The organism is Mesonia aquimarina, assembly GCF_003667275.1.
Taxonomy (GTDB): domain Bacteria; phylum Bacteroidota; class Bacteroidia; order Flavobacteriales; family Flavobacteriaceae; genus Mesonia; species Mesonia aquimarina.
In genome coordinates, this window is sequence record NZ_RCNV01000012.1 from 68,505 (window position 1) to 83,287 (window position 14,783).

General features: G+C 33.4%; 14 protein-coding genes. 9 read left to right on the top strand and 5 right to left on the bottom strand.

The genetic code is table 11. The features are described 5' to 3' along the window. Window positions 1–7 precede the first annotated feature (7 nt). From proB to rpsO, 4 genes are all read right to left on the bottom strand, one after another. Window positions 8–778, bottom strand: a complete 771-nt coding sequence (proB, locus tag D9R05_RS13840) for a glutamate 5-kinase (RefSeq protein ID WP_121667825.1) — start codon at window positions 776–778, stop codon at window positions 8–10. A gap of 24 nt (window positions 779–802) precedes the next feature. Beyond that, the gene (proC, locus tag D9R05_RS13845) at window positions 803–1,606 is read right to left on the bottom strand and encodes a pyrroline-5-carboxylate reductase (protein WP_121667826.1); all 804 of its coding nucleotides are present in this window, start codon (window positions 1,604–1,606) and stop codon (window positions 803–805) included. Between the two features lie 315 nt (window positions 1,607–1,921). Further along, window positions 1,922–4,090, bottom strand: coding sequence for a polyribonucleotide nucleotidyltransferase (locus tag D9R05_RS13850; protein ID WP_121667827.1), 2,169 nt, complete (start codon window positions 4,088–4,090; stop codon window positions 1,922–1,924). A 131-nt stretch (window positions 4,091–4,221) separates the two neighbouring features. Further along, entirely contained in the window at window positions 4,222–4,491 is a 270-nt protein-coding gene (rpsO, locus tag D9R05_RS13855) for a 30S ribosomal protein S15 (RefSeq protein ID WP_121667828.1), read from the bottom strand. Between the two features lie 244 nt (window positions 4,492–4,735). On the opposite strand from rpsO, the gene D9R05_RS13860 reads away from it, so the two are divergent. From D9R05_RS13860 to D9R05_RS13885, 6 genes are all read left to right on the top strand, one after another. Next, a complete protein-coding gene (locus D9R05_RS13860; RefSeq protein ID WP_121667829.1) occupies window positions 4,736–5,554 on the top strand; it encodes a hypothetical protein in 819 nt (272 codons plus the stop codon). A gap of 111 nt (window positions 5,555–5,665) precedes the next feature. Further along, window positions 5,666–6,085 carry an HYC_CC_PP family protein gene (locus tag D9R05_RS13865; RefSeq protein ID WP_162984999.1) on the top strand — a complete coding sequence of 140 codons (420 nt, stop codon included), beginning with the start codon at window positions 5,666–5,668 and terminating at the stop codon, window positions 6,083–6,085. Between the two features lie 96 nt (window positions 6,086–6,181). Further along, window positions 6,182–8,425, top strand: coding sequence for a TonB-dependent receptor (locus tag D9R05_RS13870; RefSeq protein ID WP_121667831.1), 2,244 nt, complete (start codon window positions 6,182–6,184; stop codon window positions 8,423–8,425). A 24-nt stretch (window positions 8,426–8,449) separates the two neighbouring features. Beyond that, window positions 8,450–8,815 carry a heavy-metal-associated domain-containing protein gene (locus D9R05_RS13875; protein WP_121667832.1) on the top strand — a complete coding sequence of 122 codons (366 nt, stop codon included), beginning with the start codon at window positions 8,450–8,452 and terminating at the stop codon, window positions 8,813–8,815. A gap of 16 nt (window positions 8,816–8,831) precedes the next feature. Next, window positions 8,832–9,332 carry a GreA/GreB family elongation factor gene (locus tag D9R05_RS13880; protein WP_121667833.1) on the top strand — a complete coding sequence of 167 codons (501 nt, stop codon included), beginning with the start codon at window positions 8,832–8,834 and terminating at the stop codon, window positions 9,330–9,332. Further along, window positions 9,322–9,786, top strand: coding sequence for an RNA methyltransferase (locus D9R05_RS13885; protein ID WP_121667834.1), 465 nt, complete (start codon window positions 9,322–9,324; stop codon window positions 9,784–9,786). Before D9R05_RS13880 ends, D9R05_RS13885 begins: the two co-directional genes overlap by 11 nt. Here the strand turns inward: D9R05_RS13885 and D9R05_RS13890 are convergent. Beyond that, on the bottom strand, window positions 9,783–11,054 hold the full coding sequence (locus D9R05_RS13890; RefSeq protein ID WP_121667835.1) for a carboxypeptidase-like regulatory domain-containing protein: 1,272 nt from the start codon (window positions 11,052–11,054) through the stop codon (window positions 9,783–9,785). The genes D9R05_RS13885 and D9R05_RS13890 overlap by 4 nt on opposite strands. 331 nt (window positions 11,055–11,385) lie before the next feature. Here D9R05_RS13890 and D9R05_RS13895 point away from each other — a divergent pair, with 331 nt between their 5' ends. Genes D9R05_RS13895 through D9R05_RS13905 form a run of 3 tightly spaced genes read left to right on the top strand, consistent with a single transcriptional unit; the run spans window position 11,386 to window position 14,738 of the window. Continuing rightward, window positions 11,386–12,258 carry a hypothetical protein gene (locus D9R05_RS13895; RefSeq protein ID WP_121667836.1) on the top strand — a complete coding sequence of 291 codons (873 nt, stop codon included), beginning with the start codon at window positions 11,386–11,388 and terminating at the stop codon, window positions 12,256–12,258. 19 nt (window positions 12,259–12,277) lie between these two features. Then, a complete protein-coding gene (locus D9R05_RS13900) occupies window positions 12,278–13,336 on the top strand; it encodes a hypothetical protein (protein WP_121667837.1) in 1,059 nt (352 codons plus the stop codon). 22 nt (window positions 13,337–13,358) lie between these two features. Next, window positions 13,359–14,738 (top strand): T9SS type B sorting domain-containing protein, encoded by a 1,380-nt coding sequence (locus D9R05_RS13905; RefSeq protein ID WP_121667838.1) that lies wholly within the window; start codon window positions 13,359–13,361, stop codon window positions 14,736–14,738. Window positions 14,739–14,783 lie beyond the last annotated feature (45 nt).

Genomic DNA, 14,783 nt, shown 5'->3' on the forward strand with positions numbered 1-14,783 from the left:
TTACTTTTTATGAAATAAATTTAGTACCTACTTCTTTATCGTCTATAATATCTACAATAACATTTTGACGTTTTCCGTTCGCGATGTAAGTAGGGATGTCTTTTCCAGCAGCACCTTTGGCAATTTTCAGTTTAGACTCCATTCCGCCACGGCCTTCTCCTTCTTTTTTACCGGAAGCTTTTACATACTTTTCAACATTTTGATTAACTTTTACTTCGGCTAATTTTGTTGAATTTTCATCATCTGGATGTCCGGTATAAAGTCCATCTGTATCCGTTAAAATTATTAGTCTATCCGCATCAATTAACTCGGCTACTAGACTTGCTAATTCATCATTGTCAGAAAACATAGACATAGTTAATGAAACAGCATCGTCTTCGTTGGCTATAGGGATAATTCCTTCAGAAAGAAGACCTTCATAACAGTTTATCATGTTTTCACGATATTTTCCCGGAGTAAAGTCCCTTTTTGTGGCTAGCACTTGTGCACAACGCATTCCGTAATCGTGAAAAATACTGTAATAGTGGCGCATCATTCTGGGTTGACCTACTGAAGAATATACTTGTCTTCTTGTAGATTTATCTTCGATTGAACATTCTCCTAAGACTTCTTTACCTGCAATAGCTGAACCAGAAGAAACTAAAACCACCATAATATCTCTTTCATACAAGACAGAAATTTGTCGTACAAGTTCTTTTAATACAGGGCCTAAAATTCGGTTATCTTTGTTGGTTAATACATTAGTACCAACTTTTACTACAATTCTTTTAATTGACATAATTTGGTTTTGTTGGTTATTTATTTATTGTTCGCCAAGCTCTACAGCTCGGTCAAATGCAGCATAAGCAGCATCTTGAATTAGTTGTTTTACATTATTGTCTTCCATAGAGTCTAACGCTGCTCTGGTGGTTCCGCCTTTTGATGCAACACGATCCATCCAAGATTTTGGTGAAAGATCAGATTGATTAAATAACTCTACAGCACCTTCAAAAGTGTTGCTCACTAAGACTTTTGAATCGTAATCTGAGAATCCCATTTTAAGTGCGGCCTCAAGCATAGATTGCATAAAATAAAATACATAGGCAGGCCCACTTCCTGAAATTCCTGTAGAGGCATCAATAAAGTTTTCGGTTTCCACATGAATAGATTCGCCTGTTGTATCAAGTAAGCTACGAACCATAATTAATTCTACCTTAGAAACTGCCTCAGATTCCGTATACGAGGTGACGCCTTTGCCAACCTGCGCCGGTAAATTGGGCATTGTTCTAATAACTTTTTTTGCACCTAATCGCTCTTTGATAGAATCTATAGTGACTCCGGCCATCAACGATACAAATATTTGTTGATCGTTTATCATCGGTTTAATTTGACTAAATAAGTCATCGCTATGATACGGTTTTACCGCAATAAAAACTACGTCGGCTTTAGGGAGACAATCTTCTAAATTGTCGTATACATCAAAGTGAGAAACTTTTTCTAAACTTGAAATTTTTTCTGGATCAGTGTCATATATTTTTAGATTATGCTTAGCCAGTAAAGGAGATTTTGCCATTCCTTCTGAATAAGTTAATCCCATATTTCCTGCTCCAATAACTAATACTTTCATTTTTTCAATTTATTGATTATCAGTATAATTTTTTCTATTCAATAAGGCACAAGTTTTATGCAGAAGTGCCTTATAAAATAATTGGTTTTATGTAATTCAACAATTTAACAAATATCAATTGGTTTAGCTGTGCCTTTTACATTATTTTAATAAAATAGCTGTGATATATGAATTGATTTGTTTTTATGTTGTATTGGCTTAGGTGACAAAGCGTCGTAAACTCGCAAGTATGTCAGTTAATGTTATCTTAAATCGAAATAAAAAAAAGCCTTAGCTTGTCGGCTAAGGCTTTTAAAAAATAAAATTATTTTATTTTTAATCTTTTTTATTGTTGTTCTCTTTTGAAGAACCTTTTTTATCTTCTCTTGGCGGTCTAGCAAGTAAAGCTTTTCTAGAAACTTTTTCTTTTCTAGTTTTTGGATCTACACCAAAATATTTCACATCAATAACGTCACCAAGATTCAATACATCGGTTACATTATTAGTACGCTCCCAAGCTAATTCAGAAATATGTAATAAGACTTCATTTCCTGGTGCTTCAGTATATTCAACGACTGCTCCAAAGTCTAAAAGCTTAATTACTTTTACTTCATAAACGCTTCCTTTTTCAGGTTTAAAGGTTACTGAATCAATCTTAGCTAAAACTTTGTCAATTCCTTCTTGCTGAGTCCCTAATATTTCAATAATACCTTCTTCGGTTACAGGATCTTCATTGATTACAATTTCAGTTCCAGTTTCTTTTTGAAGTTCTTGAATTACTTTTCCTCCAGGTCCGATCATTGCACCAATAAATTCATTTGGAATTCTTCGGGTAATAATTTTTGGAGCGTGTGCTTTTACCTCTTGATTTGGTGCAGAAATAGTATCGGTGATTTTACCTAAAATATGAAGTCTTCCTTCTCTTGCTTGTTTTAGTGCGTTGACTAAAATTTCGTAAGAAAGTCCTTTAATTTTGATATCCATTTGACAAGCCGTAATACCGTCTTCTGTACCGGTTACTTTAAAGTCCATATCTCCTAAAGCATCTTCATCTCCTAAAATATCAGAAAGAACTGCATAATTATCACCTTGAGAAATTAATCCCATAGCGATACCGGATACCGGCTTTTTTAAGTTAATACCAGCATCCATTAATCCCATAGTTCCTGCGCAAACAGTAGCCATTGAAGAAGAGCCGTTGGATTCTAATACTTCTGAAACTACACGAACCGTATAAGGACAATCTTCCGGAATCATTCCTTTTAATGCTCGTTGTGCTAAATTTCCGTGACCAATTTCTCTTCTAGAAGTTCCTCTAATTGGATATGCTTCTCCCGTTGAAAAAGGAGGGAAGTTGTAATGTAAATAAAATGTTTCTTCACCTTGATGGGTTGGTAAGTCTACTTGATTTGCTTCTCTTGAAGTTCCTAAAGTTACCGTAGCTAAAGCTTGTGTTTCCCCTCTTGTGAAAATTGAAGATCCGTGAGTTGAAGGTAGGTAATCTACTTCGCACCAAATTGGACGAACTTCGTCAGTTTTTCTTCCATCAAGACGAATACCTTCTTTTAAGGTTAAATCACGAATTGCTTCTTTTTGCGATTTTTTGAAGTATTTTTTAATTAAGTCACTATTTTCTTCTAATTCTTCTTCAGAAAATAAAGCTTGTACTTCTTCTTTTACATTTGCAAAAGCATCTGTACGGTCTTTCTTTCCGTGACCTCCTTTTGCAATATCATACACTTTTTGGTATGTAGCTTCGTGTACTTTTTGTTCAATAGCTTCGTCGTTACGCTCTTTTTCGTACTCACGTGTTTCTTTCTTTCCGAAAGCTTCTGCTAATTTACGTTGTGCTTCACATTGCTTTTTGATGGCTTCGTGAGCAAACTTGATAGCTTCTGCCATTTCTTCTTCAGAAATTTCATCCATTTCTCCTTCAACCATAGAAACACTGTCCTCTGATGCACCAACCATCATGTCGATATCGGCTTCATCTAATTGAGCGCGACTTGGATTAATTATAAATTCTCCGTTGATTCGCGCTACTCTTGCTTCTGAAATAGGATATTCAAAAGGGATGTCTGATAACTGTATAGCTGCTGAAGCGGCCAATCCTGCTAAAGCGTCTGGCATAACTTCTTCGTCATGCGACATTAGCTGAATCATTACTTGTGTTTCAAACTTGTAATCGCTTGGGAAAAGTGGACGTAGTACACGGTCTACCAAACGCATAGTTAAAATTTCTTCGTTACTTGGTCTAGCTTCTCTTTTAAAGAATCCGCCCGGGTATCTTCCTGCTGCAGCAAATTTTTCGCGATAATCTACAGTTAATGGAAAGAAATCCATCGTGCTTGGTTTGTAAGAAGATACAACCGTACAAAGTAACATAGCGTCACCCATTTGTACAACAACAGACCCGTGGGCTTGTTTTGCTAATTTTCCGGTTTCGAGAGAAATGGTTCTTCCATCTCCTAAATCGATAACCTCTTTAAATGTTTGTGGAATCATAGTTTTAAAATCTAATTAAACAATGGTCGTTGTGTTGTTGTGTAGTGGTGTGACCAATGAAAAACTACCCTTTTGCCAAGGGTGACATTTATATTTAAATAAAAAAAGGGGCATAAAAGCCCCTAATTTTTTTATTTTCTTAATCCTAATTCTTTTACAATCTCACGATATCTCATAATATCTTTTTTCATAAGATAATCAAGAAGGCTTCTTCTTTTACCTACTAAGGCTACAAGCGATCGCTCTGAGTTAAAATCTTTCTGATTGTTTTTTAAGTGCTTAGAAATGTGTGCAATTCGTTTTGTAAATAAAGCGATTTGCCCTTCTGTTGAACCGGTATCGTTTTTACCGCTACCGTGCTTTTCGAACAATTGTTCTTTTTCGTCTTTTGTTAAGTACATGCCAATATTTTTGTAAATGATTTTTATGTATGATAGTTTTTCTATCAAAGCGGCAAATATATGATTATTTTTTGTAATTTATTTCTTGAAAAGTCAATTTTTTCTTTTATAAGTGCTTCGTTTTTTTGTTTAAATTTTAATTAATTTTTTAGTCATTAATAAAAAATAGAGGTCTTATTTTGACTTGTGATTCTAGAGAAAGTTAAGTACATTACTAACTTACCTGTATTTAGCGGTGAAAGTTATGAGGATTTTTATTGTAATTTTAATTTTCAACTCTGTTTTAAGTCTTTCTGCTCAACAAAAAATTGTTGTAGTAAATAGGGAGACGCATGAAGTTGTATCTTTTCCTAAAATCACTTATTTGAAAAATGATAGTATAGTTTTGGGTGATTCTTCTGGTGTTTTTCAATATAAAAATAGTATGCGTGTTGAGGTTTCTTGTATAGGTTACGAACCTTTTAAAATTGAACGTAACTTAGATAAGGATACAATTAGTTTGAAAAAGAAAGTTACAACTTTAGAAGAAGTTATTATTACAGGGAAATCCGAACCTAAATATGAGGAATACGGATTTCATAATTGGCGAAAGAAAACATTTAGGATTTCTTCTGTTGAACAAAAGTTTTATCCAGGTGTTTATATTAAAAATCCTTTAAAAGAATCGAAAGCTTTAATAAAGAAGGTTTACTTGAAAATTAAAAGTAAGAAAAAAGGAAGTTATGTTAGGTTACATATTTATGCTTTTAATACTGAAACTCAAAAAATAGAGCGGGAGTTATTACAAGAAAACATAATCTTAAGCGTAAAAAACTCTAATAAATTGAAGGTGATAAATATTGAAGATTATAAAGTTGAATTCCCGAAAACAGGAGTGATTGTAGCTATTGAATTAATTAAAAATACAGACTCTATAAATATTGCTTTTGGAAAGAGTAAGTCTGAAAATATTAGTCAGACGTATTATGTAAGACCTAAATATGAAAAGCATAAACCTATCAAAATAGAAATGGGAGAAAAAGGTAATTTAAATTATATGTTCGGTGTTTTAGTAGCTTATTAGCAAATAAAAATCAATCTAATCTGTTGCACTTATCATTTGAACATGGTAAATAAAAAGTTTCAGGTTTAAACAATTCATTTTATTTTCTATTTTTGTGTCGTGAAAAATAATTTGGTACATACTATCTTAATGTCATTTTTGGCTGTTTGTGTTCTTGTATCAACAAGTTCGTTTACGGTTAATAAGCGCTTTTGTGGTGAATCTCTAATAGAAGCGAGTATTTTTACTGAATTACAAAATTGTAAACATTCGATCTGTAAAAATTTTCACGCAGAAAATAAGCATTCACAAAAAGTTGCTGAAAATTGCTGTAAAGAAACCAGTGATGTTATTTACGGACAAGAAAATTTAAGTCTTAAGAAACTTGAGTCTAAAAAAATTAAATTTCACAAGCAGCATTGGTTAATTGCAACCCAAGTTTTTAGTGGCTTTTTACAAAAAATTAAGGTAGAAAAAAAACTTGTCTTTTACGATCCGCCATTATTTCCTCAAAAGAATCTACTTCAGCATTACCAAGTCTTTATTATTTAATGTTTGCATTTACTTTTTGTAAATGATTAGTATAATTTAATTGAATTGTTTAAAAAAAAGACAATTCAGTTCAACAATATTTTGCAAACATTAATTATGAAATACCTATTTAATATATTATTTCTTAGTGTTTCTTTGCTTAGTTTTTCACAAGAAAAGATTCAAGGAACCATTTTAGAAAAAAATGATAAAAATAAATCTCTTCCTTTATTAGGTGCCAATGTTTATTGGTTAAATACCGACGTAGGAACGGTAACCGATTTTGATGGAAAGTTTTCTCTTTCTTATAAAAAAGAATATCAGAGACTTGTCATTAGTTATGTGGGGTTTAAAACCGATACCATTACCGTGAAAAATCCGTCTAAAAAAATAACGCATAAGTTAACACCGAAGAGTTCATTAGATGAGGTGAAAGTAGTTTCAAGAAAACAAGCTACTTCGCGTTCTTACCTTGATTCACAAAACACAATGAATGTCAGTAGCGATGAGTTATTAAAAGCAGCTTGCTGTAATTTATCTGAAAGTTTTGAAACCAATCCGTCTATCGATGTAAATTTTGCCGATGCTATTTCAGGAACGCGTCAAATAAAAATGTTGGGCTTAACCAGTCCGTATATTCTTATCGCAATGGAGAATATTCCAACAGTTCGTGGTGCCGCACAAGCTTACGGATTAACCTTTACGCCGGGAACTTGGGTAGAAAGTATACAAATTACCAAAGGAGCCGGAAGCGTAGTAAATGGTTACGAAAGTATTGCCGGACAAATTAATGCAGAACTTCAAAAACCCTTAAAAGATGATAAGCTTTTTGTTAACTTATACGGTGCTAGCAGTACAAGATTAGAAGGAAATGTACATTACAATACCAGTGTTAGTAAAAAGTGGAGTACGGGCGTATATGTGCATGGAAATATGCATCAAGAAAAACACGATGTAAATGATGATGGTTTTCTAGATATGCCTTTGTATGAACAAGTGAATGTAATGAATCGTTGGCAATATACCGATAATGAAAATGGACTGGTTGGTTTTATTAACCTTCGTTTTTTAGATGATTATAAACAAACAGGTGAATTAAATTTTGATCCTAAAACCGATAAATTAACCACCAATGCTTGGGGAAGCGAAATAGAAACCAGACGCTACGATATTTCCGGTAAATTAGGCTATGTAAATCCAGATTTACCCTGGCAAACTTTAGGTGTTCAATTTGCCGTAAGTAGTCATCAACAAGATTCTTATTTTGGGTTGAGACAATATAATATTGAACACAACAGCATCTATTCAAATATTATGTACAATTCTATCATTAGTGATTCTAGACATAAAATTAAAACCGGAATTAGTTTTACTTATGATGCGTATGATGAATTGGTAGAAACACAGAATTTTGAACGAATAGATAATTCTGTCGGTGGTTTTTTTGAATATCAATTTGATAATTTGGAAAAGCTAAATTTAACCGCAGGTGCACGAATTGATAATCATAATCGATTAGGTTTATTTGTTACGCCAAGATTTCACATGCGTTATACGCCTTGGGGAAAATCTGCTTTTCGAGCTTCTTTTGGTCGCGGAAAACGTTCTGCTAATATTTTTGCTGAAAATCAAAACTTATTTTCAACGGCAAGAAATATTAATATTATAGAATCGGAAGGTGGCGATATTTATGGTCTAGATCCTGAAATAGCGTGGAATTACGGTGTGTCTTATCTGCAAGGTTTTAATTTGTTCGGCCAAAAAGGAGATGTTGCTTTTGACTTTTACCGAACAGACTTTAAAAATCAAGTGGTGGTAGATTGGGAAAATCCACGAGCAATCAGCTTCTATAATTTAGAGAATGAAAGTTCTGCTAACAGTTTTCAAGCTGAATTAAACTATAATCTTTTAAAAGGATTCGATACGCGTTTTGCCTATAAATATTATAATGTAAAAACTAAATATCAAACAGGAGAAAAAATAAAACCCTTAACAGCGCAGCATCGTTTTTTTGCAAATGCTTCCTATGCAACACCTGTAAAAAACAATAGTCGCTGGAAATTTGATATAACCTATAATTGGCTAGGGAAACAACGCTTTGCTTCAACAGCAAGCAATCCGTCACAATATCAATTACCGGAATATTCACCTGAGGTGAATACAGTAAATGCTCAAATCACGAAAGTTTTTTCACCAAAATTTGAAATTTACGTCGGAGGAGAAAATATTACTAATGTTCGTCAACCCAACCCGATTTTAGGAACCGAAAACCCATTTGGGTCAAATTTTGATAGTACATTTGTATATGGTCCAATTTTTGGAAGCTTATATTATGCCGGTTTACGGTATCGAATTAAATAATTATAACTTATAAAACTGAAAAAAATGAAAAATATATTTTTATTCATATTTGTATTGACAACAACATTTTGTGTAGCTCAAAAACGCAATGCTAAAGCTACTCTACAAGTAGATGGCGTTTGCCAAATGTGTAAAGAGCGTATAGAAAAAGCCAGTATAAAAGCAAAAGGCGTAAAAATAGCCGATTGGAATGTGGAAACCCACGAATTAAAACTGATTTATAATCAGAAGAAAACCAGTTTAGAAGATATTAAAAAAAGTATCGCAGCTGTTGGTCATGATGTGGAAGAGATGAAAGCTACAGATGAAGCTTATAATAGTGTTCATCCTTGCTGTCGTTATCGTGATGAGGTTGTGCAAGATGATCATAAAACGGGAAAGACAGAATAAGTCTGTTTTATAGATTATGAGTAGAGGATTTGTTAAAGAAGATGATCAAGAAGAAAAACCGATTATTCCCCCAAGAGCTGCGCTACCGGAGGGCGTAACAAATTATGTTACCCCTAAAGGCTATAAAGCATTAGAGGGTGAAAAGTTAGCACTAGAAAATGAAAGAAAGAATTTACCCAAAGAAAATGAAACGGAAAGAAGACGTGCAGCAGCAGTAATTGATGGAAAATTAAGTCTCTTAAAAGAGCGAATAGCTTCGGCTAGAGTTTTAGAGGTAAAAGATCAACCCAAAGATGAAGTTAGGTTTGGAGCTGTAATTCAATTAAAAATAAATGAGAAACTTCAACAATTTCAAATTGTAGGGGTAGATGAAGCTGATATAAAGTCTGGAAAAATAGCCTTTGTAGCACCCTTAGCTAAAGCTTTAACGGGTAAAAAAGCTGGTGAAATAACCACTTTTGAATTGGGTTCAGAAAAAAGGAGTATCGAAATTATTTCCATCAATTATGAATATTAATAATTTAGAACAAGGTTTTTTTGGAATCGGAATACAGAATGGAAAAACACCTGAAAATTTAGGAGTTTTATGGCGTTCTGCGCAAAATATGGGCGCAAGTTTTATTTTTACCATTGGTCATCGATATGCAAAGCAAGCTTCAGATACCCATAAAGCGGTAGGGGCAATGCCTTATTTTCATTATAAAACCTTTCAAGATTTTTATACCCACCTTCCTAAAGGAGCAATGTTAATAGGGGTGGAGTTGGATAAAAATGCGGAAGCATTAGAAAAATTTGAACACCCAAGAAGAGCTGTTTATTTATTAGGCGCGGAAGATCATGGTTTAACTTTAGAAGCAATAAAACACACACATAAATTAGTTAAATTTTCAACTAGCTTAAGTGTAAATGTATCTGTTGCCGGAAGTATTGTAATGTACGATCGCGGATTAAAGGGAACCAAAATATATTAATTGTTCACACGATCTTTAATTTTTTGATAAGCTTCTAAAATGGATTTTTCCGGTTCTATTATATTGTTAGCTCCCCAAAAATCAGCATCAGAGAATCCACTAATATTATCGTTCATAATGATAGAAGGATTAATTAAATTACTTCTGTTTCGTTTACTTTTTTCGGTTAAATATTTGCGTTCTGTTACTAAAAGTTCACTTCTAAACTTATAACGGGAATTAAAAAGTCTTTTTTTCCAATTTACAACCATTTCAACAAACACGTTTGCATAGCTGTAGTACCATTTGCCATTTTGATTTAAGTAATCTATTTGATAGTGAGTTTCTACAGGGAATACTTTTGCTTTTCCAGGTTTTTTTAAAACAAACATTCGAATAGCCTCAGTTCTGTCTTCTACATTTAAATGATAATCTGCTTTTATGAGCGTTAACGATTCAGCATCTATAAATAGTTTGCCGTAATACCAAGGCTGGTGTTTTCGCTTTTGATCAAAATTGATTACATATACATAGTTGCCGTTTATTTGAGTAGGCTCATTAAATGTAAAGTTATATTCTCTTAATAGGCTTTCTTCGTATAGAAATTCCGGATATTTCATGATGTCTATATATAATGTGCTATATGGGCCGCCCCTTAATTTCAAGACTACTGTATCTAACCGAGTGTAATCTGTACTTTTTCTCGCCTTATCTACTAGTACTTTATCATGTTCTGCAGAGGTATAGGGTTGTTTATGGATTTTTATTAGTGCTTCAGACAGAGAGATATTTGTGTTTCTTTGCTGGATAGATTCCCTGTAAAATGCCGTCATTTCTAGAGGTTTATCAATATACTTTTTCCCTTTATTGCTCATTGTTTTTTGTACGATTTCCTCCGCATCGTTATGCGCATACAAAATAACATCTTCGAGCTTTTCAATTGTTGGGTTTAAAAATATTTGCATATCAGTAGTTGAAAAATAATCTAAATGAATTGTTTTAGATTGGAACCCGATAAGCGTTGTAGTTACCGTCGCATTTTTTATTTTCTTAGGAATTTTCATTGAGAAATAACCATTTTCATTGGTTAGTGTGGAGATATTATAATTATCCAGCGTTAAATGTGCAGAGGCTATGGGTTCACTATTGTCTTTATTATATACAATCCCTTTAAATTGAACATAATTTTTAGAAGAAGAAATTTCTTGAAAAGCAGAAACGTTAATGCCGCTGAAGATGAAGATCAATAAAATTATCTTTTTATAACTAATATGACTAAAATGTACCATGGCCAAAGTTTTAAAGATTAATACTATTAGAAGATACTGATATTAAGTCTATTAAAAAAGCTGTTTCTGTTTTTTAGCAATTTACATACGAATTAAAAGCAGTAAATTTTGTTTTCACCTAAACAATTGATGTTTTTGAGTGTATTTAAGATCTCATTTTTATTAAAAATCCTACTGATTTATTTCTTTTAACTATATTTTAACTATTGTAAACCCTTATTAATATTGGCTTAACATCTAGATGATTAAGGTTTTACACTTTTTTCTTGCTCTATTGAGATTCTGTTTGTAGTTTTATCGAATAAATAACACACTTAATCGATATTTTTAATTGAGTAATAATTACTACATATTTTTAATAATTGTATTACACGTTTTAAGCGCGAATGCTCAGCAAGAGTTATATAGAAATTCTTTTGAGTCGACACCTTTAAGCGTTCAGCAGTATACAGGCAATCCAACAGTACATGGTAATATCATTTCTTCTAAATGGACAAGTTTGAGTGGTAATACATTTTCGCAAGAGAATGGAAATACTGGAAATGCTTTAGGTCTAAGTCATAATGGGGATATGACTTATATATTAACCTTAACAGTAGCGCCCGGCGAGGAGATTAATTTAAGCGCTGTTAATTTTTGGAGAGAGAAAAGTAAAGCTAGTATGAATTGGTCGTTAAGTGTAAACCAAATAGAAGTAGCTATTGGAAGTACTCCACACAATGGTTCAATTATAGGAAACACAAGCTTTTCAACCCCTATAAATAATCTAACAGGAACAGTAGATATAGAAATTACAATAAATGGAACAGGAAACGGTACATTTAGTCTAGATGATTTTGTTCTTTACGGAACAACCACTGATCCTTGTCCTCAGCTAACCTTTTTACAACCAAATACCGTAACCTGCGAGTCTAGTGTAACATCATTAAGTGCTATTTTGTTGGGGGCAGGCGGTTCAGCTTATCCAATGATGTATCAATGGAAAATTTTGTCTGGAGGTAATTACGTGGCATTAACGAATAATGCAACCTATACTAGTGTTAACAGTAATACACTTTTAATTTTAAATACACCTCTAAGCTTTGATGCAAATCAATATACATGTGAAGTGACAACAGCTGATGGCTGTTCTTATATAATGGGGCCAATAACATTAAATGTTTATCCTACCCCGCAACCCATAACTATACAATTTAATAACTAAACTAATAACAATATTAATTATGAAAAAAATTACGTTAATTCAATTTTTTGCAGCAATAGTTTTCATGCTTAGTTCCGTAAACGTTTTTTCACAACAACAAATATGTGAGGGAGATGTAGAGCAATATGATGTAGCTAACACTACCGGTTCTACTTACGACTGGGAGGTGTTAGAAAGTTCATTTTCAGGAACAATTACCGGAGACGGTACTAATGTAATAGATATTGATTGGGGTGCTACACCACCAGGAACCTATACGCTTGAAGTTGTAGAGACAGGTTCTGGAGGCTGTGATGGTGATCCGGTTAGTATTACGGTTACCATAAATGAAGCTCCAAATGCTCCTGTAGTTTCTATTACACAACCTAGTTGTGGAGATACTTCTGGAAGTTTTAATGTAACATCACCGACAGGAAGTGGATTAGAATATTCAATTGATGGTGGAACTACATACCAGTCTGCTACGTTGTTTGATAATTTAGCTCCTGGAACTTATCAGGTAATAGCAAGAAACGCAGCAGGATGCGAATCTGATCCAACTAATGTGACTATAGATCCTTTAGTTGATGCACCTACGGCGCCAACAGTCGCTACTACTCAGCCTGATTGTGGAGATTTAGGAGGAACTATAGATATTACAGCGCCAACCGGAAGTGGATTAGAATATTCAATTGATGGAGGGCAGACCTATACTTCTACCACTACTTATACAGATTTACCGGCGGGTAATTATGATGTAATGGTAAAAAATGCTGATGGATGTGAATCTTCTGTAGTAAGTGTAACAATTGATCCTGTGCCGAGTGGGCCTAACGCTCCTACTTTAGCCGAATATCATCCTGATTGTAGTGAAACAAACGGTACTTTGGAAGTTACAGCTCCACTAGGGTCTAATTATGAATACAGTATAGATAATGGAGCTACCTATCAATCTAGTCCAATATTTCCAAATCTATCACCTGGTACTTACGATATTCAAGTGAGAGATACTTCTGGAGGATGTGTATCTAGTTCAGCATCAGGAACTATCAATAGTGCTCCGGCAGCACCACAGACATCACCAATTAACTTTAATTAATCTATAATTTGTTTTCTTAGCAATGAACAATCATAAAAAGCATACCATTTTAAATTTTCTGCCATCTTTAAATAATGTATGGTGGTTAAGTGGTGTGCTTTTATTTTTGTTCGCTAACTCAATGTTTGCACAAGGAACCCAAACGCAACAGTTAAATCCTTGTAACCAAAGAAGGGCTGTAGTCTATAGTGTAGATATAGGTGAAAATGAGGGAAATGGTTCTACAAATTCAATTTATGATTGGACAATTTTAGAGCAAGAATTCTCCGGACAAATATATGTACTGACCTCAAGTGGAAATAAAATTGAGGTTGCATGGCAAGACACTCCTTCAGGTACATATACTTTACAAGTAATTGAGACAAATCTAATAACAGGCTGTGAAGGAGATCCTCAACTTTTAGATGTTGAATTAGATATACCTCAAGAAATTTCTGAAATTGTGGGGCCCGATACACTTTGTGAAAATAGTACAGCAGTATATTCACATAATTTACCAGATGGGTTTTGGTCTATTGAAAATGATTCAGGACTTGCAACTGTAAATAACAATGGTGAAGTGACTGCAGAAAAAGAAGGTGAGGTTACTTTAATTTATACAGTTATTATAGGGATTTGTGAATATTCTACAGAAAAAACTATATATATAAATCCATTGCCAGAAGTTCTGTTGGAAGATGCTTATTTATGTATAAACTCAGAAACAGGTGAGGTAAATAATCCGGCACTTTTGGATGCGCAAGTAAATGGAGATAATTTAATTTTTACGTGGTATTATAATGATAAGGTTTTTGCTCGTACACAGGCATCACAATTAGAAGTTTTGAAAGTAGGGGAGTATAGCGTACAGGTGAAAAATACAGAAACAGGCTGTCTTTCAGAAAAAGTCTCGGCAACTGTTTCAAAGTCAGTTATGCCTAAAAACGCAAGTGTTTCTGTTACTAAAGATTTTGATGATCGACAATTAGTTGAAGTAACGATGCCTAATTCTGGTAACTATCAGTATAGTTTTAATGGAGGGCCATTTCAAACAAGCAATACGTTTAGTGTGGACGTTTTACCTGGAACTTATCCTATAGAAATTATAAATGAAGGCGCTTGTAATTCATTAACAATTGAGGTTACCATAATTAATTACCCAAAATTCTTTACACCAAACCAAGATGGACATAATGATTTATGGAATATCACAAGTCTTAGAGGAGATTATAGTGCTGTAATTTATGTTTTTGATCGTTATGGAAAACTTTTAACTTCATTTAAGCCAAAATCTAGAGGCTGGGATGGAACATATCATGGAAAACAGATGCCAGCAAACGATTATTGGTTTTTAGTAGAATATACTGATAAAAATAATAATGTTCCAAGAGAGTTTAGAGCTAATTTTACTTTAAAGCGATAATTTTTTGAAAAAATTAAATAAATATATGATAGCGTTATGTCAGTG

Excerpts from the sequence above, each read along its gene's own strand:
- proB (WP_121667825.1), bottom strand. The coding sequence starts at position 778 with ATGTCAATTAAAAGAATTGTAGTAAAAGTTGGTACTAATGTATTAACC.
- proC (WP_121667826.1), bottom strand. The coding sequence starts at position 1,606 with ATGAAAGTATTAGTTATTGGAGCAGGAAATATGGGATTAACTTATTCA.
- D9R05_RS13850 (WP_121667827.1), bottom strand. The coding sequence starts at position 4,090 with ATGATTCCACAAACATTTAAAGAGGTTATCGATTTAGGAGATGGAAGA.
- rpsO (WP_121667828.1), bottom strand. The coding sequence starts at position 4,491 with ATGTACTTAACAAAAGACGAAAAAGAACAATTGTTCGAAAAGCACGGT.
- D9R05_RS13860 (WP_121667829.1), top strand. The coding sequence starts at position 4,736 with ATGAGGATTTTTATTGTAATTTTAATTTTCAACTCTGTTTTAAGTCTT.
- D9R05_RS13870 (WP_121667831.1), top strand. The coding sequence starts at position 6,182 with ATGAAATACCTATTTAATATATTATTTCTTAGTGTTTCTTTGCTTAGT.
- D9R05_RS13875 (WP_121667832.1), top strand. The coding sequence starts at position 8,450 with ATGAAAAATATATTTTTATTCATATTTGTATTGACAACAACATTTTGT.
- D9R05_RS13880 (WP_121667833.1), top strand. The coding sequence starts at position 8,832 with ATGAGTAGAGGATTTGTTAAAGAAGATGATCAAGAAGAAAAACCGATT.
- D9R05_RS13885 (WP_121667834.1), top strand. The coding sequence starts at position 9,322 with ATGAATATTAATAATTTAGAACAAGGTTTTTTTGGAATCGGAATACAG.
- D9R05_RS13890 (WP_121667835.1), bottom strand. The coding sequence starts at position 11,054 with ATGGTACATTTTAGTCATATTAGTTATAAAAAGATAATTTTATTGATC.
- D9R05_RS13900 (WP_121667837.1), top strand. The coding sequence starts at position 12,278 with ATGAAAAAAATTACGTTAATTCAATTTTTTGCAGCAATAGTTTTCATG.
- D9R05_RS13905 (WP_121667838.1), top strand. The coding sequence starts at position 13,359 with ATGAACAATCATAAAAAGCATACCATTTTAAATTTTCTGCCATCTTTA.